Genomic DNA, 23,756 nt, shown 5'->3' with positions numbered 1-23,756 from the left:
ACCGCGGATGCATCCGGGCGTGGCGTGGCTCAGGCCAGGATGTCGGCCAGGAAGGCCGCCGTATGGCTTTCCGTGGACTTGGCCACCTGTTCGGGGGTTCCCGAGGCGACAATGCGGCCGCCGCCGGATCCGCCGTCGGGACCCAGGTCGACGATCCAGTCCGCGCTCTTGATGACGTCAAGGTTGTGCTCGATGGTGATGACGGTGTTGCCCTTGTCCACGAGGCCCTGGAGCACCAGGAGCAGCTTCCGGATGTCCTCGAAGTGCAGGCCCGTGGTGGGTTCGTCCAGCACGTAGACGCTGCGGCCGTTGGAGCGTTTTTGCAGTTCCGCCGCGAGCTTCACGCGCTGCGCCTCGCCGCCGGAGAGCGTGGTGGCGGGCTGGCCCAGCCGGACATAGCCGAGTCCGACGTCGACCAGCGTGCTGAGGTGCCGGGCGATCGGCGAGAAGGCGGCGAAGAACTCGGCGCCTTCCTCGATCGGCATGTTCAGGACATCGGCGATCGTCTTGCCCTTGTAGTGGACTTCCAGCGTCTCGCGGTTGTACCGGGCGCCGTGGCACACCTCGCACGGCACGTAGACGTCCGGCAGGAAGTTCATTTCGATCTTCAGGGTGCCGTCGCCGGAGCACGCCTCGCAGCGGCCGCCCTTGACGTTGAAGGAGAACCGGCCCGGCAGGTAGCCGCGGACCTTGGCCTCGGTGGTGTCGGCGAAGAGCTTCCGGATGTTGTCAAAGACCCCGGTGTAGGTGGCCGGGTTGGACCGCGGTGTGCGGCCGATGGGGCTCTGGTCGACGTGGACCACCTTGTCCAGGTGTTCGAGGCCCTGGATCAACTTGTGCCGGCCCGCCACCTGCTTGGCGCCGTTGAGCTTGTTGGCCAGGACCTTGTAGAGGATCTCGTTGACCAGGGTGGACTTGCCGGAGCCGCTGACGCCGGTCACCGCGGTGAACAGGCCCAGCGGGAACGCGGCATCCACGTTCAGGAGGTTGTTCTCCTTGGCGCCGACCACCTTCAGTTCGCGCTTTTTGTCGTATTTGCGCCGTTTCTTGGGGATCTCAATCCGTTTCCGGCCGGAGAGGTAGTCGCCCGTGAGGGATTCGGTGTTCTCGAGCAGTTCCTTGTAGGAACCGGAGTGCACCACCATGCCGCCGTGTTCGCCGGCTCCCGGTCCGATGTCCACCACCCAGTCGGCTTCCTGGATGGTGTCCTCGTCGTGCTCCACCACGATCAGTGTGTTTCCGAGGTCCCGCAGCCGCGTGAGGGTCTCGATCAGGCGCCGGTTGTCGCGCTGGTGCAGGCCGATGGAGGGCTCGTCCAGGACGTAGAGCACACCCACGAGGCCGGAGCCGATCTGGGTGGCCAGCCGTATGCGCTGGGCCTCGCCGCCGGACAGGGTGCCCGACGGGCGCTCCAGGTTCAGATACTCCAGGCCGACGTCGAGCAGGAAGGTCAGGCGGGCCTGGATCTCCTTGAGGACCTGGTTCGCGATCTGGGCTTCACGGCCGGTGAGCACCAGGTGGTCCAGGAAGTGGGCGCATTCGCGCATCGGCAGGGCGGCGACCTCGGCGATCGATTTGCCGTTGATCAGCACCGAGAGCGACGCCGGGTTCAGGCGCGCGCCGTTGCAGGCGGGGCACGGGATCTGCCGCATGTATTCCTCGTACCGGTCGCGGGCAGAGTCCGAGTCCGTTTCGAGGTGCTTGCGGTGGACGTACTGGATGACGCCCTCGAAACCGGTGCTGTACTTGCGTTCCCGGCCGAAGCGGTTCCGGTACTGCACCACGACTTTGTGGTCCTTGCCGTGCAGCACGGTCTGGCGGGCGTCCTCGGAGAGCTTGTCCCACGGGGTGGTCATCGAGAAGCCGAGTTCCTTGGCCAGGCCGTCGAGCAGGCGGTTCCAGTACTCCGTCGTGGCGGTGCCGAGGGACCACGGCGCGATGGCCCCCTCCGAGAGGGACAGTTCCCCGTTCGGGATGATGAGTTCCTCATCCACTTCCAGCTTGGTGCCGATGCCGCTGCAGGCCGAGCAGGCACCGAAGGGGTTGTTGAAGGAGAAGGAGCGGGGTTCGATCTCGTCGATCGCGAGCGGGTGCTCGTTGGGGCAGGCGAGGTGCTCGGAGAAAGCCCTGATCCGTTCGGGATCGTCCGCGTCGAGGTCGACGAACTCGGCAAGGATCCGCCCCTCGGCCAGGCCGAGTGCGGTTTCCACCGAGTCGGTGAGTCGCTGGCTGATGCCTTCCTTGACCACCAGCCGGTCAACCACCACTTCGATGGTGTGCTTGAACTGCTTGCCGAGCTTGGGGGGATCACTGAGCTGGATCAGCTTGTCATCGACCCGGGCCCGCGAGTAGCCCTTGGCCGTGAGCTCCTTGAACAGCTCGACGAATTCGCCCTTGCGGCCGCGGACCACCGGGGCGAGGACCTGGAAACGGGTGCCCTCCGGCAGTTCCAGCAGCTGGTCGACGATCTGCTGCGGTGTCTGCTTCGTGACGGGCTCGCCGCACACAGGGCAGTGCGGGCGGCCGACACGGGCCCACAGGAGGCGCATGTAGTCGTAGATCTCGGTGATTGTGCCCACGGTCGAGCGGGGGTTCTTGCTCGTGGATTTCTGGTCGATGGACACCGCGGGCGAGAGTCCCTCGATGAAGTCGACGTCGGGCTTGTCCACCTGGCCCAGGAACTGCCGGGCGTAGGCGGAGAGCGATTCAACGTAGCGCCGCTGGCCCTCGGCGAAGATCGTGTCGAACGCGAGCGAGGATTTGCCCGAACCCGAGAGCCCCGTGAACACGATCATGGAATCGCGCGGCAGGTCCAGGTCCACGTTGCGCAGGTTGTGCTCCCGCGCGCCCTTGACGACGAGCCGGGACATGTCCGGACGTGTCACCGCGGGGCGGGTTCCGACGGCGCGGCCCGGCTTTGCGGAGCCCTCCGGAACGGCACGCTCCGGAACTGCGGCGGTCTGGGTATCAACGGCTGGATCTTCAGCTACGGCTTTAGGCACGCTACCAATGCTAATCGAAAACTTCTTCGAATATCCATTCCCGGCTGTGTCCCGCGCCGGGGGCCGCCGGCCGTTGTGTTGGTGGCGGCCTACTCGCGGTCGTAGGCGGCGGCGAGCAGCTGGACGGCCTCGGCGAAGCTGGCACCCTGGGCCTTGGCCGAGGCGGCGAATTCGGCGGCGGCTGCGGAAAGCGAGCTCCAGGCCTCGTCCCGGGCGCACACCACCGTCCCGTTCCGGCCCCGCGTCACCACGACGCCGGCGGCCTCCAGTTCCTTGTAGGCGCGCGCCACGGTGTGGGGAGCGACGGCCAGCTCGCCGGCGAGGCTCCGGACCGCGGGGAGCTTCGTCCCCGGCGCGAGGGTCCCGTTGTCGGCGCGTTCAATGATGTTGAGCCGGAGCTGTTCAAACAGGGGGACGGTACTGGCCGGATTGGGCCGCCAGGCACCGGGAAACGGCGCGACTGATGTTGCTGACGTGTCACTGGTCGTCACTGTCCGGGCTCCAGTGCGCTCCTGCGCTGTTCGCGGCGGGCGAACTGCGCCTCGTACAGCTCCACGTAGAGTCCACCCCTGGCCATCAGCTGCTGATGGGTCCCTTGCTCAACGATCCGTCCTTGGTCCATGACCAGAATTAGATCAGCGTCCCGCACGGTGGACAAGCGGTGGGCTATCACGAAGCTCGTGCGGCCCTGCCGGAGCCGCTGCATCGCCTGCCGGATCTGCACTTCGGTGCGGCTATCGACGGAGCTGGTGGCCTCGTCGAGGATCAGGATGCTGCGGCCCGCCAGGTGCGCCCTGGCGATGGAGACGAGCTGGCGCTGGCCGCGGCTCAGTGAGTCGCCGTCGTTGCCGAGCATGGTGGCGTAGCCGCCGGGCAGAGCACGGACGAACTGGTCCACGTGGCTGGCCTGCGCCGCGGCCAGAATCTCCGCTTCGCCGGCGCCGGGCCGCCCATACGCAATGTTGTCCCGGATGCTGCCGGTGAACAGCCAGGCGTCCTGCAGGACCGTGCCGAACCCGGCCCGCAGTTCATCCCGCGGCAATGCCGCGATGTCCGTGCCGTCGACGGTGATCCGGCCGGAATCCAGTTCGTAGAAGCGCATCAGGAGATTCACCACTGTGGTCTTGCCTGCGCCGGTGTGGCCGACGACCGCCACGGTCTGCCCGGGTTCGACGGTGAAGGACAGGTCCTGGACCACGGGCGAGGCGGGGCTGTAGCCGAAGGTGACATGTTCAAAGGCAACCCGGCCCGCGCCGTCCGGCCCTGCCCCGGACGGCGCTGTCACGGGCGGCCCTGCCCCGGCCGGAGCTGCTCCGGACCCGGCGGCTGCCGGGACGGCGGCGGCTGCCGGGACGGCGGAGGCTGCCGGCGGCGGCAATTCCGCGGGGATCTCCGGCGCGTCGAGGAGTTCGAAGACCCGCCCGGCGGACACGAGACAGGACTGCATCAGGGTCAGCATGCCGCCAATCTGCCCCATCGGCTGGCTGAAGAGCCGGGTGAACTGGATGAAGGCCTGGAGCCCGCCGATGGTCATGGCGCCGGCGAGGACCTGGAGCGCGCCGACCACGGCGACGGCGATGTAGTTGAGGTTGGACACAAAGACCATCAGGGGCTGGACGACACCGGAGATGTATTGTGCGCGGGCACTGGCCCTGAAGAGCTTGTCGTTGCCCTCCTTGAAGGTGGCCGCGGCGGCGTCCTGCGAGCCAAAGGCCTTGAGGACCTCGTGGCCGGTGAAGAACTCTTCCAGCTGGGAGTGCAGGTCGCCCGTGCTCCCCCACTGCTCGCTGAAATGTGCCTGGGACTTCCTGGCCACGACGACGGTGATGAGCGTGGACACCGGGACGGAGACCAGCGCGATCAGGGCCAGGACCGGGGAGAGCCACAGCATCATCGCCAACGCCCCCGAGAGCATCAGCAGCGACATGATCAGCTGGTTGAGCAGCTGGTTCAGGGCCTGGGCGATGTTGTCGACGTCGTTCGTGGCGCGGCTCAGCACGTCCCCGCGGTGCTGCTCGTCAAAGTGGCTGGACGGAAGCACGTGCAGTTTGCCCTCCACCGAGGCCCTGAGCCGGTAGCCCAGGCGCTGCACGGCGACGGCGGTCAGGGCACCCTGTACCCAGCTGAAGACGGAGGCCCCCAGATACATGACGGACACCCCCGTCAGCAGCGCGGCGAGCATTTCCTGGTCAAAGGATCCCTGCACCACGCCGTCGACCACGACGTCGGTGGCGTCACCCAACACTTTCGGAGCGGCCACGTTGAGCACCACAAAGGCGCACGTGGCGGCGAAGGCGCCCAGCATCCGCCATTTCGATGGCCGCAGCAGCCCGAGCAGCCGCCCGGCGGTCCGCCACCGGAACCGGTCGCCCTTCGGGGGTTCCTCCTGGGCCAGGACCGGGAGGGATGCGCTGCGGCCGCCGGACGGCGTGTCCACCAGGGGCTGGTCCTTGGCGTCGCGGGCGGCGGGGGCCTCGGTGCCGGCGTCGAGCGCCTGTTCCGGGGTCACAGAGTCTCCTCCAGCACCAGCTGGGAGGCGGCGATTTCCCGGTAGCCCGGCGAGGATTCCATCAACTGCTGATGGGTTCCCTGCGCCACCAGCCGGCCGTCCTCAAGGAGCAGGATCAGTCCGGCATCGACGATCGTGGCGACCCTTTCGGCGACAACCAGGACGGTGGCCGTACGCAGCAGCGGCGCCATTGCCTGACGGAGCCGGTGGTCGGTGCCGTAGTCCAGCGCCGAGAAGCTGTCGTCGAACAAGTACACGGGAGCCTCCCGGAGCAAGGCGCGTGCGATGCACAGGCGCTGCCGTTGCCCGCCGGAGAAATTCGTGCCGCCCTGGTTCACCGGCGCCTCCAGCCCCAGCGGCAGCTTCCGCACGAACTCCTCGGCCTGCGCGCTGCCAAGCACGCGCCACAGATCTTCGTCCGTCGCCGCCGGGGCGGCCATCCGCAGGTTCCCGGCAAGCGTCCCGGAGAACAGATAGGACTGCTGTGGCACGACGGCGATCAGGCTCCGCAACGTGTCCAGCGGCAGGCTGCGCACATCGCAGCCGCCGATGCTGATCGTCCCACCGGTGGCGGCGAGGAACCTGGGCAGCAGGTTCAGCAGGGTGGTCTTGCCGCTGCCGGTGGCGCCGACGACGGCCGTCACAGTCCCGGGAACGGCCGTGAAGCTGACACGGTCGAGGACCGCAGCCTCGGCGCCGGGATACGCGAAGGAGACGTTCCGGAACTCCACGGCGTGGCCCTCGGGTGTGGCGCCGCCCGGGCCGTCCGTGATTGCCGGGGCCGTGTCGAGGACCGCGTGGATCCGTTCCGCGCAGGCAGCCGCCCGCGGGGCCGTCATAAAGACGTACATGGCCATCATGATTGCGATGAGAATCTGCAGGATATAGGCGATGAACGCCGTCAGGGCGCCCAGCCGCATCTCGCCTGACTGGATGCGGTGTCCCCCGAACCAGACCACACCGACCGAGGACAGATTGACCACCAGCATGATCAGCGGCATCATTCCGGCGACCAGCAGCGCGGACCGCAGGTTGTTGTTTGTCAGGTCCTTGTTGACCGCGTCGAAGCGCCGGATTTCGTGCCGCTGGCGCACAAATGCGCGGATGACGTTGGCGCCGATGATCTGTTCACGCAGCATCCGGCTGGTCCGGTCGATGAGTTCCTGGCCCTGCCGGTACAGCGGCACGAGCCGCCGGACGATCAGGGTCATGATCACCGCGAGCACCGGGACCACGGCAACCACGATCCCGGACAAGACGATGTCCTGGTGCATGGCCAGCACAATGCCGCCGACAAAGATGGCGGGCGCGGCGACCAGCATCGTGAAAACGAGGACGACGAGGTTCTGGATCTGTGCGACGTCGTTGGTGGCACGCGTCACCAGGCTGGCAGCTCCGAACGCCCCTACCTCCTGGGAGGACATGGACTGCACCTTCGCGAACAGCTCTGCGCGCAGTTCCCGGCCCAGCTCCATGGCCGCTACGGCGCCCAGATAGCCGGCGGCGATCGCCGCGATGACCTGCACCAGGGCGATCGCGGCCATCCAGCACCCCAGGCGCAGGATTGCCGGGACATCTCCGCCGACGACGCCGTCATCGATGATGGCCGCGTTCAGCGTGGGAAGGAGGAGGCTGGCGGTGGTCTGCACCAGCTGCAGGAGAACGATGGCGAGCACGGTCCCTTTGTGGGCGGCCAACAGCCGGCCCATCAGGCCAATAAGCACCGAACCTCCATCGCTAGTTCAGGGCATGGATTCAGCTTCGCGGCTGCAGCGGCCCCCACGCTGCCCCGACATTGTAAGCACGATCACACAGTGCTCTGTTGTCACACGTCCGCCGGCCGCTGTAATCGGCACGGAAGCAGGAGCCGGGGGGTCATTCCCGCTTGCGGGCCACGGCGAAGATCCGGCGGAACGGGAACACAGTTCCGTGCGGCCCGGCCGGATAGGCCTCGGCCAGCCGGGCCGAGTATTCCGCTTCGAAGTCGCGGGCGTCCGGGGCGGACAGGGCGGCAAGGACCGGCCGGAGTCCGGTGCCGCGCACCCACTCCAGCACGGGATTTTCGCCTGGAAGGAGCTGGTAATACGTGGTCTCCCACGCGTCCGCGTCGCAGCCGGCGTCGAGCATGATCTCCAGGTAGTCGTCCGGTTCGCCCGCGACGTCGGCGTGGCGCAGCACACCGGCGAGCCGGTCCGCCCACGCAGTGGACTCCGCCAGCCCGCGCATAAGCGTGTGCGACGGGGCGTTGAAGTTGCCGGGGACCTGCAGCGCGAACCAGGCTCCGGGCTTTAGGGCGGCGAGCCAGCGGGCCAGCATGTCCCGGTGGCCGGGCACCCATTGCAGGGCTGCGTTGGTGACGACGACGTCGGTCTCGTCAGTGGGCATCCAGCCGGCGATATCCGCCCGGCCAAACGACAGATTGGGCAGCCGCCGGGTGTGCGCCGCAGACTGGGCCAGCATCTCCGCTGACGAGTCCAGGCCGGTGACCTCCGCCTCGGACCAGCGCTCAGCCAGGGTGGCCGTCAGGTTCCCGGGACCGCAGCCGAGGTCGACCACGTGGCGGGGTGCGTCCGCATGGATCCGGGCCGTCAGGTCGAAGTACGGCCGGTCCCGGTAGTCACCGAACTGCACATACTTCGCGGGATCCCATTTCACTGATTCCTCCAGTTCACGTTCCTCCAGCCACCGGCAACGATGCGACCTCCGAAGCCTATCCCCGGCCGCGGCGGCGGCCAAGGAGGCGCACGCCCGCCCGGCCCCGGCGCGGGCTCTGCGGCCCCGGCCACTAAGCTGGGAGGCGATGAAACTTGTTGATCAGCTCCCCGCCCCGGCCGCCCGAGTCCCAGGCCGGGCAGGCCTCGACCCGGACGAGCTCTACACCCGCTTCGTCGAGTGGACGGAAACCCGCGGGCTGGCCCTGTACACCGCCCAGGACGAGGCCATCATGGAGCTTGCCTCCGGCGCCAATGTCATCCTGGCCACCCCCACCGGCTCAGGGAAATCCCTGGTTGCCATCGCTGTCCACTTCCAGGCCATGGCCCGCGGACAGCGCAGCTACTACACCGCACCGATCAAGGCACTCGTCTCGGAGAAATTTTTCGCCCTGTGCGAGATCTTCGGTGCCGAGAACGTCGGCATGATCACCGGCGACTCCGGCGTCAACCAGGACGCGCCGATCATCTGCTGCACCGCGGAAATCCTGGCCAATATCGCCCTCCGCGAGGGTGCCGCCGCCGAGCTTGGCGCCGTCATCATGGACGAGTTCCACTTCTACTCCGACCCGCAGCGCGGCTGGGCCTGGCAGGTGCCGCTGCTGGAACTGCCCCAGGCCCAGTTCCTGCTGATGTCCGCAACACTGGGCGATGTCAGCCGCTTCGAAGCCGGCATCACGGAGCTGACCGGCCGCCCGACGACGACCGTCAGTTCCGTGGAGCGGCCCATCCCGTTGCACTACTACTACGAGCAGACGCCGGTCCACGAGACCCTCGAGGAGCTCCTCGCGACGAACCAGGTTCCCGTGTACGTCGTGCACTTTAGCCAGGTGGAGGCGATCGACCGGGCCCAGAACCTGATGAGCATCAACGTCTGCACCCGCGAGGAGAAGGACAAGATCGCGGAGCTGATCGCCGGCTTCCGCTTCGCCGCCGGTTTTGGCAAGACCCTGAACCGGCTGGTCCGGCACGGCATCGGCGTGCATCACGCCGGCATGCTGCCCAAGTACCGCCGGCTGGTGGAACAGCTCGCCCAGGCCGGACTGCTCAAGGTCATCTGCGGGACCGACACGCTCGGCGTGGGCATCAACGTCCCCATCCGAACCGTGCTGCTCACCGCGCTGAGCAAGTACGACGGCGTCCGCACCCGGCTGCTGAACTCCCGCGAATTCCACCAGATCGCCGGCCGCGCCGGGCGGGCCGGCTACGACACCGCCGGGACCGTCGTGGTCCAGGCCCCCGAGCACGTGACCGAAAACGTCAAGGCGATGGCGAAGGCCACGGCCAAGTTCGGCGACGACCAGAAGAAACTCCGCCAGGTGGTCAAGAAGAAGCCGCCGGAGGGCTTCGTGTCCTGGGGCGAACCGACGTACACGCGCCTGGTGGAGTCCGTTCCGGATCCGCTGACGTCGAGCTTCACGGTGACCCACGCGATGCTGATGAACCTGATGGAACGGCCGGGAGATCCGTTCAAGGCCGCCCGCCGCCTGCTCACCGAGAACCATGAAACGCGCTCGTCCCAGCTCCAGCTCATGAAGAAGGCCCTCGGGATCTACCGCGAACTGCTGGCCGCCGGCGTCGTGGAGCGGATCCCGCCCGAGGAGCAGGGAATGGACGGCCGCACCGTCCGCCTGACCGTCCACCTGCAGGCCAACTTCGCCCTGAACCAGCCACTGTCCCCCTTCGCCCTCGCGGCGCTGGAACTGCTGGATCCGGAGTCGCCGTCGTACGCCCTGGACGTCGTGTCCGTGATCGAGTCGACGCTGGAAAAGCCCCGGCAGATCCTGTCCGCGCAGCTGAAGAAGGCCCGCGGCGAGGCGGTCGCCGCGATGAAGGCGGACGGCATCGACTACGACCAGCGCATGGCCATGCTCGATGAGGTCACCTACCCCCAGCCGCTCGCGGAACTCCTCGGCGAGGCCTTCGAGGTCTACCGCCGGGCCGCGCCCTGGATCGGCGACTTTGAGCTTGCGCCCAAGTCGGTGGTCCGGGACATGTACGAGCGGGCGATGAACTTTGGCGAGTTCGTCCAGTTCTACGGGCTGGCACGGTCCGAGGGCATCGTGCTGCGCTATCTCGCCGACGGCTTCAAGGCGCTGCGGCAGACCGTCCCGCAGGACGCGCTCCGCGAAGACCTCGAGGACCTTATCGCGTGGCTCGGCGAACTGGTCCGCCAGGTCGACTCCAGCCTGCTGGATGAGTGGGAGGAGCTCACCTCCGGCAAGGCGCCGACGCCCCACGACGCGCCGCCGCCCCCGCCGCCGTCGCTGACCTCCAACGTCCGGGCCTTCCGGGTCATGGTCCGCAATGAGATGTTCCGCCGGGTGGAGCTCTTCGCGGACGAGGACGCCGCTGCCCTCGGCGAACTCGACGCCGGCACCGGCTGGGACGCCGAGCGCTGGGAAGACGTGCTGGATGACTACTTCGACGAACACGACGACATCGGCACGGGCCCGGACGCCCGCGGCCCGGGCCTGCTGATCATCACCGAGGAACCCGGGACGTGGAAGGTGCGGCAGATCTTCGAGGACCCGGCCGGGAACCACGACTGGGGCATCTCCGCCGAGGTGGACCTCGCGGCATCGGACGAGACCGGCACCGCCGTCGTGCGCGTGACGGACGTGAACCGGCTCTAGGCCGCCCGGCGCCCTGCAGTTTCGGGCGGGTCCTTTTGGACGCGGACAACTTGTAAACTCGAACAATGAGTGTAATCCGGCCCGCGACGGCGAACGATGTCCCCACAATCCTGCAGATGATCCATGACCTGGCCGTCTACGAGAAGGAGCCGGACGCCGTCCGGAACACTCCGGAGATGCTCAGCGAGGTCCTGTTCGGCGAGAACCCGCGGGTGTTCGCCGCCATGGCCGAGAACGAGGCCGGCGAGGTCCGGGGCTTCGCCCTCTGGTTCCTGAACTACTCCACGTGGGAAGGCGTCCACGGCATCTACCTGGAGGACCTCTACGTGCGGCCGGAAGCCCGCGGCGAGGGCCACGGCAAGGCACTCCTGCAGCATCTGGCCGCGACAGCCGTGGACCGCGGCTACGCGAGGGTTGAATGGAGCGTCCTGGACTGGAACGAGCCCTCCATCAATTTCTACAAGAAACTCGGCGCCAACCCGATGGAGGAATGGTCCACGTTCCGCCTCACCGGCGACGCGCTGGAAGCGTTTGGCGCCCGCAAGGCCGAAGCCCGTGGCTGACCGGACCGTTGCTGCCGGGCCCGGGGCCGACTTGCCCATGACCGGATCCGGTGCCGCGGACCTGCTCGAGGCGGCGCGCCCGCCGGTCCCCCACACCATCAAGGCGCGGCATGAATACCGCGGGATGCGCACCGCGGAACACTACTTCGAGGTGCCGCTAGACCACTTCGGCGGCGACGCGGCCGCCGGTGAGACCATCACCGTCTTTGCCCGCGAATACGTCTCCACGGACCACACGGAGGAGGAGGCCGCCCGGCTCCCGTGGCTCCTCTACCTCCAGGGCGGTCCGGGCGGCCGCGGCAACCGGCTCCCGTCCCTGGGCGGCTGGAGCAAGGCCGCCGCCAAGGACTTCCGCATCCTCATGCTGGACCAGCGCGGCACCGGCCTGTCCTCCGCGATCGACCGCAACACCCTGCCGCTGCGCGGCAACGTCGCCGACCAGGCAGAGTACCTGGCGCACTTCCGGGCGGACTCGATCGTCGCCGACGCGGAGGCCATCCGGCTGGCACTGGGGTCCGCGCCATGGACCATCTACGGCCAAAGCTACGGGGGCTTCTGCGCCCTCAGCTATCTCTCCTTCGCCCCGGAAGGCCTTCGCGAAGCCCTGATCACCGGAGGGCTCGCCCCACTTGCAGGGCCGGCGGACCGGGTCTACCGGGCGACCTTCCAGCGGGTGGCGGCCCGCAACGCCGAGTACTTCGGACGGTACCCCGAGGACCGTGCGGCAGTCACCCGGATCGCCCGGCACCTGCGCGACACTGAGGAATACCTGCCCGACGGCGAACGCCTCACCGTGGAGCGCTTCCAGATGGTGGGTTCCTTCCTCGGCGGGAACACCCGGGTGGATGCGCTGCACCACCTGCTGGAGGATGCCTTCGTCGGCACACCCGGCGGCGACCGCCTCTCGGACGCCTTCCTCGACCAGGTCCGCGGGCTCGTGTCCCGGTCCGCCAACCCGTTGTACGCGCTGATGCACGAATCGATCTACGGCCAGGGCGAGTCCACCGACTGGGCCGCCTGGCGGGTCCTGCAGGACTTCCCGGAGTTCTCCCCGGAGTCCCCCGAGCCGCTGCTCACCGGCGAGATGGTCTACCCCTGGTACTTCGAGCAGGATCCCGCGCTCCGGCCGCTGCAAAACGTCGCCGGACTGCTCGCGGAAAAGGAAGACTGGCCGCACCTGTATGACCCCGAACGGCTCGCCCTCAACACCGTTCCGGTGGCCGCGGCGGTGTACACCGACGACATCTACGTGGACCGCGATCTCTCGCTTGAGACGGCCGCGGCTGTCCGCGGCCTGCAGGTGTGGGAGTCGGCGGACTTCCACCATGACGGCATCGCGGACGACGGCGAGGGCATCTTCGCCCGGCTGCTCGGCTTGACCCGCTCCGTCCGGACCTAAGCGACCACCGGCCCTCCGGCCCTCCGGCCGTCAGGCTGCCGCGTGGAGCCGGCGGCCTTGGGCCGCCGCGCGCAGGGCGGCCGCAAACACTGCCAGTGCGACGCCGGCGGCCGCCAGGTTGAGGCCCTGGTAGCCGACGCCGCTCATCACCAGCCCGGAGAACCCCGCCCCGACCGCGCCGGCGATCCCCATCATGGTGTCCGAGACGCCCTGGACGAGGACGCGGTCATCCGCGCCGACACTCTCGGCCAGCAGGGTGGAACCGGCGATGGTGGCCGCGGACCAGCCCAGCCCGAGCAGCACGAGTCCGACCGTCACCAGGGCCGGCTCGGCCTGGCCGAAGCCGGCCACCAGGACGGACAGCAGGATCAGGCCGTAGCCCAGCAGGATGACCGGGAGCCTGCCCGTTTTGTCGGTCAGCCAGCCCATGACCGGCGAGAGCGCGTACATTCCGGCGATGTGCAGCGAGATGGTGAATCCGATGAGGACCAGGACGTCGGTGCTGGCGGCGTGGGCGTGGCCGGACGGCATGTTGGCCAGCGGGCCCTCGGTCAGCAGCTGCAGGTGCAGGGGCGTCATCGACATCACGGCGGCCATACAGCCGTGGGCTGCAATCACGGCGACGAGGGCCAGCCGTGCCCGCGGAGAGGCCTGGATGGCGCGCATGCCGTGACGGAGGCCGTGCCGCCGTCGGGCCCCGGACGTGCCTTTGGCCTGTCCAGCGGCGCCTCCGGCGCTGTCCGTAATAGCGGCCGTGGGCTGGCCGCCGGAACGAAGCCGCGCGGCGAGCAGCAGCGGGTCCGGCCGCAAGCCGATGATCAGCAGCAGGGCGGCGAGTGCCAGCCCGGCCGTCGAGAACACGAAGGGACCGGCCAAGGCGGGCAGGCCGAGGGCTTCTCCGACCAGGGCGCCGGGGCGGATCAGGTTGGGACCGGCGACGGCGCCGACGGTCACGGCCCACACGACGATCGCCAGGGAGCGTCCGCGGTGCTCCGGATCGGCGAGGTCGACGGCGGCGAACCGGGCCTGCAGGTTGGCGGCCGTGCCGAGTCCCAGAAGGGCCGCCGCCAGCAGCAGCACCGGGAAGCTTCCCGTCACCGTGGACACGATCACCAGGCCGGCGCCGGCCATGGCTGCGAGCAGACCCGTGACGAGCGAGGCCCGCCGACCGCGGCGCCCGGCCAGTCCCGCGAGCGGAAGGGCGGCCGCAGCGGCGCCGAGCGTCATGGTGGTGGTGACCGACCCGGCCCAGGCGTTGGAGCCGGAAAGCTGGACGGCCAGCAGCGATCCGACCGACAGGCTGGCGCCGTTGCCTATTCCGCTGAGCAGCTGCGCGGAGCTTAACACCCAAACAGTACGGCGCTGGACCCGTCGCGGGTCCAGCGCCGTACTGTTCACTGCTGTTGCGTCAAAGATTTTCACGGTCCGAGCTTAGCCGAACCACGGGGCTACTCTGCGTCGCTCAGGCTCTTGCGGGAATCCTCGTCGAGCCGGGCGTCGATCTTCGTCTGCGCTGCCTTGGAGCTGATCAGGCTGGCGATCACGGCGATGACGATGGTCCCGATGATCACCCCTAGGGAGACGAAGGTGGGGATCTCGGGGGCCCATTCGATGTGCTGGCCGCCGTTGATGAAGGGCAGTTCGTTGACGTGCATGGCGTGCAGCACCAGCTTCACGCCGATGAACGCGAGGATCACCGAGAGTGCGTGCTTGAGGTAGATCAGGCGCGTCATGAGGCCGCCGAGGAGGAAGTACAGCTGCCGCAGGCCCATCAGGGCGAAGATGTTGGCGGTGAAGACGATGAACGCGCTCTGGGTCAGGCCGAAGATGGCCGGGATGGAGTCCACTGCGAAGAGCAGGTCCGTCAGGCCGATGGTCACGAAGACGATCAGCATGGGTGTGAAGACCTTCTTGCCGTCCACTACGGTGCGGAGTTTGCCGCCGTCGTACTTTTCCGACATGGGCAGGACCTTGCGGATCCTGGCGATCAGCGGGTTTTCCTTGTCCTCTTCTTCGTGGCCGTCGTCCTGGGCCTGCTTCCATGCGGTCCACAGCAGGAAGGCACCGAAGATGTAGAAGACCCAGCTGAACTGTTCGATCACAATGGCACCGAGCAGGATGAAGATGCCGCGGAGGATCAGCGCGATGATGATGCCGACCATCAGCACTTCCTGCTGGTACTTACGGGGTACCGAGAAGCGGGCCATGATGATGATGAAGACAAACAGGTTGTCGATGCTGAGGCTGTATTCCGTCACCCAGCCGGCGAGGAACTGGCCGCCATACTCGGGGCCGGTGAAAGCGAACATGGCCCCGGCGAAGACCAGGGCGAGGGCGATGTAGAAGGCAACCCACAGCCCGGCCTCCTTCATGGAGGGCTCGTGCGGGCGCTTGAGGACCAGCAGCAGGTCGATGGCAAGGATGATGCCGAGGACGACAAAGGAGCCGACCTCAAACCAGACGGGAAGTTCGGGCACGAAGATACCTTTCGCAGGGTGTGACAGTGCGGTGTAAGTCTCTCCGACTGGCCTGCACGTCCGGTACTGCATACCTGGAACTGTCTGGCTGCCCGCTACGCCCGGCAGGGCATCTGTGCCGTGCGTGTTGACGATCGTAGCGCTTGGGATACTCCCCTACGTCTGCCCAACAATACCCTAGGCGTGACCGGCGGACTGCATCTGGCGCAGTTCCTTCTTGAGTTCCCCGACCTCGTCACGGAGCCGGGCGGCCAGTTCGAACTGGAGCTCACCGGCGGCGGCATGCATCTGTTCCGTGAGCTGTTCGATCAGCCCCACCAGGTCCTCGGCCGGCGCGGCCGCCAGGCCGTCCGCCCGGACCTTCGCCGCGCCCTTGCCCTTGCCGCGGGCCTTGCCGGCGCTGGCCAGCAGCTCGCGGGTGTCGGCGTCCTCCTTGTTGATCTGGTCCGTGATGTCGGCGATCTTCTTCCGCAGCGGTTGCGGGTCGATCCCCTTTTCGGTGTTGTACGCGACCTGGATCGCTCGGCGCCGGTTAGTTTCATCAATGGCGTGCGCCATCGAGTCGGTGATCTTGTCCGCATACATGTGCACCTCGCCGGAGACATTGCGGGCGGCGCGGCCGATGGTCTGGATCAGCGACGTGGAGGAGCGCAGGAAGCCCTCCTTGTCGGCGTCGAGGATGCTCACGAGCGACACCTCGGGCAGGTCGAGGCCCTCACGGAGCAGGTTGATGCCGACCAGCACGTCAAAGACACCCATCCGGAGTTCACGGAGCAGTTCGACGCGGCGGAGCGTGTCCACGTCGGAGTGCAGGTATTCGACCTTGACCCCGTGGCCGAGCAGGTAGTCGGTGAGGTCCTCGGCCATCCGCTTCGTCAGGGTGGTGACCAGGACGCGTTCGTTCTTCGCGGTACGGGTCCGGATTTCACCCAGCAGGTCGTCGATCTGGCCCTTGGTGGGCTTGACGATCACCTCGGGGTCGATCAGGCCGGTGGGCCGGATGATCTGTTGGACAAAGCCGTCCGCCTTGCCGAGTTCGTACTTGCCGGGGGTGGCCGAGAGGTACACGGTCTGGCCCACCCGGTCCTGGAACTCGTCCCACTTGAGCGGGCGGTTGTCCATCGCCGAGGGCAGCCGGAAGCCGTGGTCCACGAGGTTCCGCTTGCGGGACATGTCGCCCTCGTACATGGCGCCGATCTGCGGCACGGTGACGTGCGATTCATCGATGACCAGCAGGAAATCGTCCGGGAAGTAATCGATGAGGCAGTGCGGCGCGGTCCCGCGGGCACGTCCGTCGATGTGCGAGGAGTAGTTTTCAATGCCGTTGCAGAACCCCATTTGCTGCATCATTTCGAGGTCGTACGTGGTGCGCATCCGGAGCCGCTGCGCCTCCACCAGCTTGTTCTGGCTCTCCAGGACCTGGAGCCGCTCGGCGAGCTCGTCCTCGATCCTCTTGATGGCCCGGCCCATACGCTCCGGACCGGCCACGTAGTGGGAAGCCGGGAAGACGTACATCTCGGTCTCGTCCCGGATCACCTCGCCGGTCAGTGGGTGCAGCGTGTAGATGTTCTCGATCTCGTCGCCGAAGAACTCGACCCGGATCGCCAGCTCCTCGTACATCGGGATGATTTCGACCGTGTCACCGCGGACCCGGAACGTGCCGCGATGGAAGTCCATGTCGTTGCGGGCGTACTGCATCGAGACGAACTTCCGGAGCAGGTCGTCCCGGTTCATCTCCGCGCCCTTGCGGAGCGTCACCATGCCGGCGATGTACTCCTCCGGGGTGCCGAGGCCGTAGATGCAGGACACCGTGGCCACAACGATCACGTCGCGTCGGGTCAGCAGCGCGTTCGTGGCCGAGTGGCGGAGCCGCTCGACTTCCTCGTTGACGGAGGAGTCCTTCTCGATGAAGGTGTCCGTCTGCGCCACGTAGGCCTCAGGCTGGTAGTAGTCGTAATAGGAGACGAAGTACTCAACGGCGTTGTTCGGGAGCAGTTCGCGGAATTCGTTGGCGAGCTGCGCCGCGAGGGTCTTGTTCTGCACCATCACCAGCGTGGGCCGCTGCACCTGCTCGATCAGCCACGCCGTCGTCGCGCTCTTGCCGGTACCGGTGGCACCGAGCAGCACGACGTCTTTCTCGCCGTTGTTGATGCGTTCTGTCAGTTCGGCGATCGCGGCCGGCTGGTCACCCGCCGGCTTGAACTCGCTGATGACCTCAAAGGGCGCCACGACACGGTTGATCTGCTGCGCAAGACTCATGTACCTAATCTACCGCCGTGCCGCGACAGGATGCCCCTGATTCAGCTTTGGGCGGTACCGGAGCCAGCACCGTCTGTGTCCGCCTCCGGCCGGGTCGCAGGGCGCGCCTCGGATTCGGCGGCGGCGTACGGTGGCGGCCGCCAGCCCGTGCGCCGGGCCCACGCGTCCATCCGCGGCGCGGCGTAGTCCGTGAACCAGCCTTCCTTGTCGGCGGCGTACCGTGCCGTGGATTTGTCCGTGCCGTGCAGCTTGGCGACCCGGCGCTTCTCGGCAAGATAGTCGGCCCGGGCAGCCGCGTCGTCGCGCAGCCAGTCCCGGAAGCAGAGCGCAAACCGCCAGCCCGGGGACGCGACAGCGCGGACGTGGAGGTTGACCGCCCGCCCGGGGTCCGCGTTGCCGTGCAGGCGCTTCGGCCAGTCCGCCGGGTCGGGGTGCGAGGGCTTGGGGTTGTCCGAGAATATGCCGGGCCACGCCGGGAAACCTGCGTCGGCCAGCATCGGTGCCATCCGCTCCGCGGCGGCCATGTCCGCCACCCCCAGCTGGAGATCGAGCACGTCCTTCGCGGGCAGTCCCGGGACGGCCGTGGACCCGACATGGTCCAGGGCCAGGATGTCCTCTCCGACGGCCGCCCGCAGGCGCGCGATGAGCCGGCCGGCCTGCGCGGGCCAGTCCGGATTGGCGGGTGCCAGCACCGGCCCGCCGGCACGCGGGGCGAGGCGGTGCCTGGACAGGTTCTCCGCAAACGGTGCCAGCCGGAACTTCCAGAGCCGGTCCACGGCGTCCCGCAGTTCGTCCTTGGAACCCGAGTTGTCCAGGACGACGTCGGCCGCGGCCAGCCGTTCGTCACGGGGGGCCTGGGCGGCCATCCTGGCCCTGGCTTCGTCCGCGGTCAGGTGCCGGTGCTGCACCATGCGCTGCACGCGGACGTTATCAGGGGCGTCGACCACCAGCACCAGATGGAAATTGGCGCCTTGGCCGGTCTCGACCAGCAGCGGGATGTCCTGGACCACCACCGCGCCTTTCGGGGCGCCGGCAGCCAGGGCGGCGGCGCGCTCCCGGACGAGGGGGTGGATGATGCCGTTGAGTACCGCGAGCCGTTCGGGGTTGCCGAAGACCAGGGCGCCGAGCTTCGGCCGGTCCAGGCCGCCGTCGGGCGCCAGGATGGCCCGGCTGAAGGCCCCGACCACCTGTGTGAGTCCGGGTGTTCCGGGTTCCACCACCTCGCGGGCCAGGGCGTCGGCGTCGATCACCACCGCGCCGAGTTCGCGCAGGCGCGAGGCCGCCACTGACTTCCCTGAGGCGATGCCGCCCGTCAACCCGATTTTCAGCACCCCACCAGACTAAACTGATCCGGTGGCTGAAGACGTGGTTTTCCCGGAGAGCAGGGCCACCGTTTACACCACCCTGGCCGCGGGTCCGGAATTCCGCCACGAGATCGAGGTGAAACGCTCCCGCTTCATCACCGTGCTGCGCCGCACCGGGGATGAGGAGAGCGCCCGTTCGGTTCTCGCCGGGCTGCGCAAGGAGTTCCACGATGCCCGGCACCACTGCTCCGCGTTCGTGCTCGGTCCGGACCGCGGCGTGCAGCGGTCCAACGACGACGGCGAGCCGTCCGGCACCGCGGGCATCCCGATGCTCGACGCGCTGCTGAAACGCGAGACTGCCCCCGGCGTGGCGGACCTCAGCGACGTGACCGCCGTCGTCGTCCGCTACTTCGGCGGGATCCTGCTTGGTGCCGGCGGCCTCGTGCGGGCCTACTCCGAATCCGTGACCGCTGCCCTGGACCGGGCGCCGCTGGTGCAGCGCCGCCGGTTGCGGATCTGCATAGTGGCCGTCCCCCACACGGCGGCCGGCCGGCTGGAGAATGATCTGCGCGCCGCGGGCTATGTCATGGCCGAAACCAGCTACGAGGCGCAGACTACTGTTTTGAGGCTTGCACTGCCGGACGTTCCGGCGGATCTGGCCCAGGCGGGTGAACGGATCGCCGCACTGTCAGCCGGAACGGCCGCGTTGCGGCCTGGAGAAACGGAGTGGATCGATGTCCCCCTCAGCTGAGCACTCCCCTGCCACGGTCCGGCTCGTGGACGTCTCCGAGGCGGTCCTGGAGCAGCTGCTGACCCTCGCGATCCAGGACGCCGACGCCGACGAGGTGACGCCTCCGCTGGGCAGTGCCGCCGGCTGGAATTCTGAACGGATCAGCTGGTTCCGGGAATACCACCACGCTGCGGCGGGACTCGACGGGCCGGCGCAGCAAAAGAGCTGGGCGATCAGCTGCGACGGGAAGCCGGCCGGATCCATCCGGCTCAAGCGGACCGGCGAAGGCACCCTGGAAACCGGAATCTGGCTCGGACGCAGCTTCCGTGGCCAGGGAATCGCACGGGAGGCCCTTCGCCTCGTTATCGGCCGGGCCGCAGCGTCCGGTGCTGCGGTGCTGGAAGCCGACACCACAGCCGGGAACACCGCAGCCCTGGTCCTCCTGCGTTCCGCCGGCGCCACGCTGGACGAGGGCCAGGCCTCCGGTGACGCCGCGGTTCCAGTCAAGGCCAGGATTCCGCTCCGCTGAGGTCCCGCCACTGGACATGCCCCCTCCTGGCTGCGACCAATGGACATAGTCCCATCCTGCCCATCCGCCCGGCGAACCACTGGACATGTCCCACGTTGGCCACCGCGGTCCCAACCGGGCATGCCCACCCCTGCGCGCAACCAATGGACATAGTCCCATCCTGCCCATCCGCCCGGCGAACCACTGGACATGTCCCACGTTGGCCACCGCGGTCCCAACCGGGCATGCCCACTCCTGCGCGCAACCAATGGACATAGACCCATCCTGCCCATCCACCCGGCGAACCACTGGACATGTCCCGTGGACGCGGCGTCTCGGTGGCCTGGACATGCTCCCCGGCTTCGGTTCAGGCAGCCCGGGAAAACTGGGCATGCACCAGGTCCGGGCCCAGGACTGGACATACTGCCTCTATGTCCAGTGGCCGCGCCCAGGAATGGGCATGTCCCGTGGGTGTGGTACCCGCCGATGGGCATGTCCCCAGGAGAGGGGCGCCCGCTGGACATGTCCCCAACTGGACATGTCCTTAAATGAAAAGTGGCCGCCCCCGAGGGGACGGCCACCTTTACGGTGCTACTTCAAGCTGGCAACTGCCAAGCCCCGGGGAGCGGACTCCCCGGGAACGTGGGCAATTAGTTGCCGGTCAGCTTCTCGCGCAGTGCTGCGAGAGCCTCGTCCGAAGCAAGCGTGCCTGCACCGGTCTCGGTTGCAGCAGGCTCGGAGGAGTAGCTGGTGGTGCCGGAGTCGCTCTCGCCGGACGTTGCAGCTGCAGCGTCGTCGGCAGCGTGCTGGGCAACCTGCTTCTTGTGGGCTTCCCAGCGGGTCTGGGCGTCAGCGTACTGCTGCTCCCAGGCGGCGCGCTGCGTCTCGTAGCCTTCAAGCCACTCGTTGGACTCCGGATCGAAGCCCTCCGGGTACTTGTAGTTGCCCTCTTCGTCGTACTCTGCGGCCATGCCGTAGAGAGCCGGATCGAATTCGGTGGACTCGGCGTCGACGCCCTCGTTGGCCTGCTTGAGGGACAGCGAGATGCGGCGGCGTTCGAGGTCGATGTCGATGACCTTGACGAACAGCTCGTCGCCAACGGAGACAACCTGCTCGGCCAGCTCAACGTGGCGCACGGCGAGCTCGGAGATGTGGACCAGGCCTTCGATGCCGTCTTCAACGCGAACGAACGCGCCGAACGGAACCAGCTTGGTGACCTTACCCGGAACAACCTGCCCGAGGGCGTGGGTGCGGGCGAAGGTCTGCCACGGATCTTCCTGCGTAGCCTTGAGCGACAGGGAAACACGCTCACGGTCCAGGTCGACCTCGAGGACCTCGACGGTGACTTCCTGGCCAACTTCGACAACCTCGGACGGGTGGTCGATGTGCTTCCAGGACAGCTCGGAAACGTGAACGAGGCCGTCCACGCCGCCCAGGTCCACGAAGGCACCGAAGTTGACGATGGAGGAAACGACGCCGGGACGGACCTGGCCCTTTTCCAGCTTGTTGAGGAACGTGGAGCGAACCTCGGACTGGGTCTGCTCGAGCCAGGCACGGCGGGACAGCACAACGTTGTTGCGGTTCTTGTCCAGCTCGATGATCTTGGCTTCGATCTGCTGACCGATGTACGGAGCAAGGTCGCGCACACGGCGCATCTCGACGAGGGATGCGGGCAGGAAGCCGCGCAGACCGATGTCGAGGATAAGACCACCCTTGACAACCTCGATGACGGTACCGGTAACGACACCGTCTTCTTCCTTGACCTTCTCGATGTCGCCCCAGGCACGCTCGTACTGAGCACGCTTCTTGGAGAGGATCAGGCGGCCTTCTTTGTCTTCCTTGGTGAGCACCAGGGCTTCGACGAGATCGCCAACGGAGACGACGTCTCCGGGATCAACATCGTGCTTGATGGACAGCTCGCGGGAGGGAATGACACCTTCGGTCTTGTAACCGATGTCGAGCAGAACTTCGTCGCGGTCGACCTTGACGACGGTACCTTCGACGAGGTCTCCGTCGTTGAAGTACTTGATGGTGGCGTCGACTGCTGCGAGGAAGTCCTCAGCGGTACCGATGTCGTTAATCGCGACTACGGGGGTACCGGGCTTCTCGGTTGAGGTGATGGTCATGTAGTAGGGGCTCCGTTGTGGATAGTTAGTCGGTCAGGCAAACCGCTGCGCCCGCGTCGGCGACACGGGCACAGAACACGGCAAAACGCCGGGTCATCCTGATTTGTGGATTGTAGATGCGCGCACGTAGTGCACGCCCGTTTAGTCTAGTCGCTTTCGTGAACGGGGGTCAAAGCGCGTCGGGACGGTGCACCGGGCCACTGCAACGGGACGGCGAGGGCCCCTAGAAGTGCGTCAGGCAGTGCGGTGCGCGTTCGACGGCGAACATGAGCCGCGCCGTCAGCGCCGCCCCGGCGGCGTGCTCGGTGATGCGCCCGGCAGCGGCGAGGGTCACCGGGCAGACAGCGCCGAGATAGATCGATCCAAGGTCCGCGACGTCGAGCGTAACGTCGGCTTCCGCCCCTTCCGGAGCCTCCGCAACGCTTGCCTCCCCTCCGCTCACGGACAGGGTGAACGTCCCGGCGGCGAACCCCAGGGTATCCGTGACGCGCAGCACCAGGCTTCCGTCGGACGAGTAGCGCCTCGCGCCCAGGGCCTTGACGGTATCGAGGATGCGGAGCCAGAGCATGTCGGCGTTCTCTGAAGACTCGATGCATCGCGGGTCTTCCAGGGCCCACGTCAGTGGATCGTCCACGGGGGCTTCGGCCCAGGTGACCCGCTGGATCATGTCGATGCTGCCAAGGAACTGCCACAGTTCCAGGTAGCCGGATTCGGTGGCCGCCACGAGGTCGATGACTTCCATGGTGAAGGGCTTGGTGTCCCAGCCGGAGAACTTGTAGGCGACGTAGCCGTCCACACCGCCGTCGGCGTCGTAGTGCAGGGCGCACCGGATCGCCTCGTCCTCCGCGCCGTCCCGGCCGAGGGTTCCCGAGCTGCGCTGCCGGTAGGCGTCCTGCCGCACAATGGAGCCCGGCGTGACCCGGTGGACGCGGTCGAAGACTTCCGGCGCCAGTTCCAGCAGGACCTTACGGTCGGCGATTTCCACAGTGCCTGTGGGAGTGTGCCGCAGCCGAAACCGCGGGCCGGTGTCCACCTTGACGCTGCGCTCGAACGTCGCGACGCCGAAGCCGAACCGCCCGTAAATTGACGCCTCCGAGGCCGTCAGCGCAGCAATGGCCAGGCCGTCGGCCTTCGACGCGGCCAGGTCCTCGGTCATCATCCGGCGCAGAAGTCCTTGCCGGCGGTGCGTTCCGCGGACGGTCACGGCGGTGATCAGCTGCGCTTCGAGCCGCCGGCCGAAGCCGACGTTGAGGTCCTTGCGCAGGGTCCCGAAGGTCGCCACGGGGATATCGGCTGCCAGGGAGTGGGCGGCAACGGCACCCGTCTGGTAGACGCCGGTCATCTCACGGTTGTCCACCCGGTACATGGCCATGACCTTGTCCACGAACTCGTCTTTGTGCCGTTCGTCGTAGAACCCGACGCCGACGCCGCGCAGCCAGTCCACCCCCAGCGCGTAGTCCGGTTCGCCCTTTTCGGCCGCTCGGAACCGCCGGATCTCATACTTCTCAGCCACGTAGCTCTCCCCCTAGGAA

The 23,756-nt window shown here is 67.5% G+C and carries 16 protein-coding genes; 5 read left to right on the top strand and 11 right to left on the bottom strand.

From position 1 onward, the window contains the following. Positions 1-29: 29 nt before the first annotated feature. The 5 genes from uvrA to LDO13_RS09015 all read right to left on the bottom strand — a co-directional run bounded on the left by uvrA (position 30) and on the right by LDO13_RS09015 (position 8,166). Entirely contained in the window at positions 30-2,870 is a 2,841-nt protein-coding gene (gene uvrA / locus LDO13_RS09035; RefSeq protein ID WP_224049737.1) for an excinuclease ABC subunit UvrA, read from the bottom strand. A gap of 221 nt (positions 2,871-3,091) precedes the next feature. Next, positions 3,092-3,493, bottom strand: coding sequence for a GntR family transcriptional regulator (locus tag LDO13_RS09030; RefSeq protein ID WP_224046446.1), 402 nt, complete (start codon positions 3,491-3,493; stop codon positions 3,092-3,094). Further along, positions 3,490-5,307, bottom strand: a complete 1,818-nt coding sequence (locus tag LDO13_RS09025; protein WP_224049736.1) for an ABC transporter ATP-binding protein — start codon at positions 5,305-5,307, stop codon at positions 3,490-3,492. Before LDO13_RS09025 ends, LDO13_RS09030 begins: the two co-directional genes overlap by 4 nt. A gap of 200 nt (positions 5,308-5,507) precedes the next feature. Continuing rightward, complete coding sequence (locus tag LDO13_RS09020) at positions 5,508-7,220, bottom strand: ABC transporter ATP-binding protein (protein WP_224049735.1); 1,713 nt, start codon at positions 7,218-7,220, stop codon at positions 5,508-5,510. Between the two features lie 166 nt (positions 7,221-7,386). Beyond that, positions 7,387-8,166, bottom strand: a complete 780-nt coding sequence (locus LDO13_RS09015; protein ID WP_224046445.1) for a trans-aconitate 2-methyltransferase — start codon at positions 8,164-8,166, stop codon at positions 7,387-7,389. Positions 8,167-8,311: 145 nt separating this feature from the next. On the opposite strand from LDO13_RS09015, the gene LDO13_RS09010 reads away from it, so the two are divergent. The 3 genes from LDO13_RS09010 to LDO13_RS09000 all read left to right on the top strand — a co-directional run bounded on the left by LDO13_RS09010 (position 8,312) and on the right by LDO13_RS09000 (position 12,820). Continuing rightward, positions 8,312-10,858: a DEAD/DEAH box helicase gene (locus LDO13_RS09010; protein ID WP_224046444.1), complete on the top strand. Its 2,547-nt coding sequence runs from the start codon at positions 8,312-8,314 to the stop codon at positions 10,856-10,858. Positions 10,859-10,923: 65 nt separating this feature from the next. Continuing rightward, positions 10,924-11,421, top strand: a complete 498-nt coding sequence (locus LDO13_RS09005; RefSeq protein ID WP_224046443.1) for a GNAT family N-acetyltransferase — start codon at positions 10,924-10,926, stop codon at positions 11,419-11,421. 37 nt (positions 11,422-11,458) lie between these two features. Next, complete coding sequence (locus tag LDO13_RS09000; RefSeq protein WP_224049734.1) at positions 11,459-12,820, top strand: alpha/beta fold hydrolase; 1,362 nt, start codon at positions 11,459-11,461, stop codon at positions 12,818-12,820. Positions 12,821-12,850: 30 nt separating this feature from the next. On the opposite strand, the gene LDO13_RS08995 is transcribed toward LDO13_RS09000, so the two are convergent. From LDO13_RS08995 to coaE, 4 genes are all read right to left on the bottom strand, one after another. Then, on the bottom strand, positions 12,851-14,242 hold the full coding sequence (locus LDO13_RS08995) for an MFS transporter (protein ID WP_224046442.1): 1,392 nt from the start codon (positions 14,240-14,242) through the stop codon (positions 12,851-12,853). Positions 14,243-14,268: 26 nt separating this feature from the next. Then, positions 14,269-15,297, bottom strand: coding sequence for a TerC family protein (locus LDO13_RS08990; protein ID WP_224046441.1), 1,029 nt, complete (start codon positions 15,295-15,297; stop codon positions 14,269-14,271). 177 nt (positions 15,298-15,474) lie between these two features. Further along, positions 15,475-17,556 carry an excinuclease ABC subunit UvrB gene (uvrB, locus tag LDO13_RS08985; protein WP_224046440.1) on the bottom strand — a complete coding sequence of 694 codons (2,082 nt, stop codon included), beginning with the start codon at positions 17,554-17,556 and terminating at the stop codon, positions 15,475-15,477. A gap of 41 nt (positions 17,557-17,597) precedes the next feature. Then, complete coding sequence (coaE, locus tag LDO13_RS08980) at positions 17,598-18,887, bottom strand: dephospho-CoA kinase (RefSeq protein ID WP_224046439.1); 1,290 nt, start codon at positions 18,885-18,887, stop codon at positions 17,598-17,600. 22 nt (positions 18,888-18,909) lie between these two features. On the opposite strand from coaE, the gene LDO13_RS08975 reads away from it, so the two are divergent. Both LDO13_RS08975 and LDO13_RS08970 read left to right on the top strand, forming a co-directional pair. Beyond that, the gene (locus tag LDO13_RS08975; RefSeq protein WP_224046438.1) at positions 18,910-19,611 is read left to right on the top strand and encodes a YigZ family protein; all 702 of its coding nucleotides are present in this window, start codon (positions 18,910-18,912) and stop codon (positions 19,609-19,611) included. Next, positions 19,595-20,119, top strand: coding sequence for a GNAT family N-acetyltransferase (locus tag LDO13_RS08970; protein WP_224046437.1), 525 nt, complete (start codon positions 19,595-19,597; stop codon positions 20,117-20,119). Before LDO13_RS08975 ends, LDO13_RS08970 begins: the two co-directional genes overlap by 17 nt. A 629-nt stretch (positions 20,120-20,748) precedes the next feature. Here the strand turns inward: LDO13_RS08970 and rpsA are convergent. Both rpsA and LDO13_RS08960 read right to left on the bottom strand, forming a co-directional pair. Next, on the bottom strand, positions 20,749-22,224 hold the full coding sequence (gene rpsA / locus LDO13_RS08965) for a 30S ribosomal protein S1 (RefSeq protein ID WP_224046436.1): 1,476 nt from the start codon (positions 22,222-22,224) through the stop codon (positions 20,749-20,751). 223 nt (positions 22,225-22,447) lie between these two features. Then, positions 22,448-23,737 carry a GNAT family N-acetyltransferase gene (locus LDO13_RS08960; RefSeq protein WP_224046435.1) on the bottom strand — a complete coding sequence of 430 codons (1,290 nt, stop codon included), beginning with the start codon at positions 23,735-23,737 and terminating at the stop codon, positions 22,448-22,450. Positions 23,738-23,756 lie beyond the last annotated feature (19 nt).

Source organism: Arthrobacter sp. NicSoilB4 (genome assembly GCF_019977335.1).
Classification (GTDB): domain Bacteria; phylum Actinomycetota; class Actinomycetes; order Actinomycetales; family Micrococcaceae; genus Arthrobacter.
Note: the sequence above shows the minus strand (reverse complement) of the source record. Positions and strands in the feature narration are given on the sequence as shown.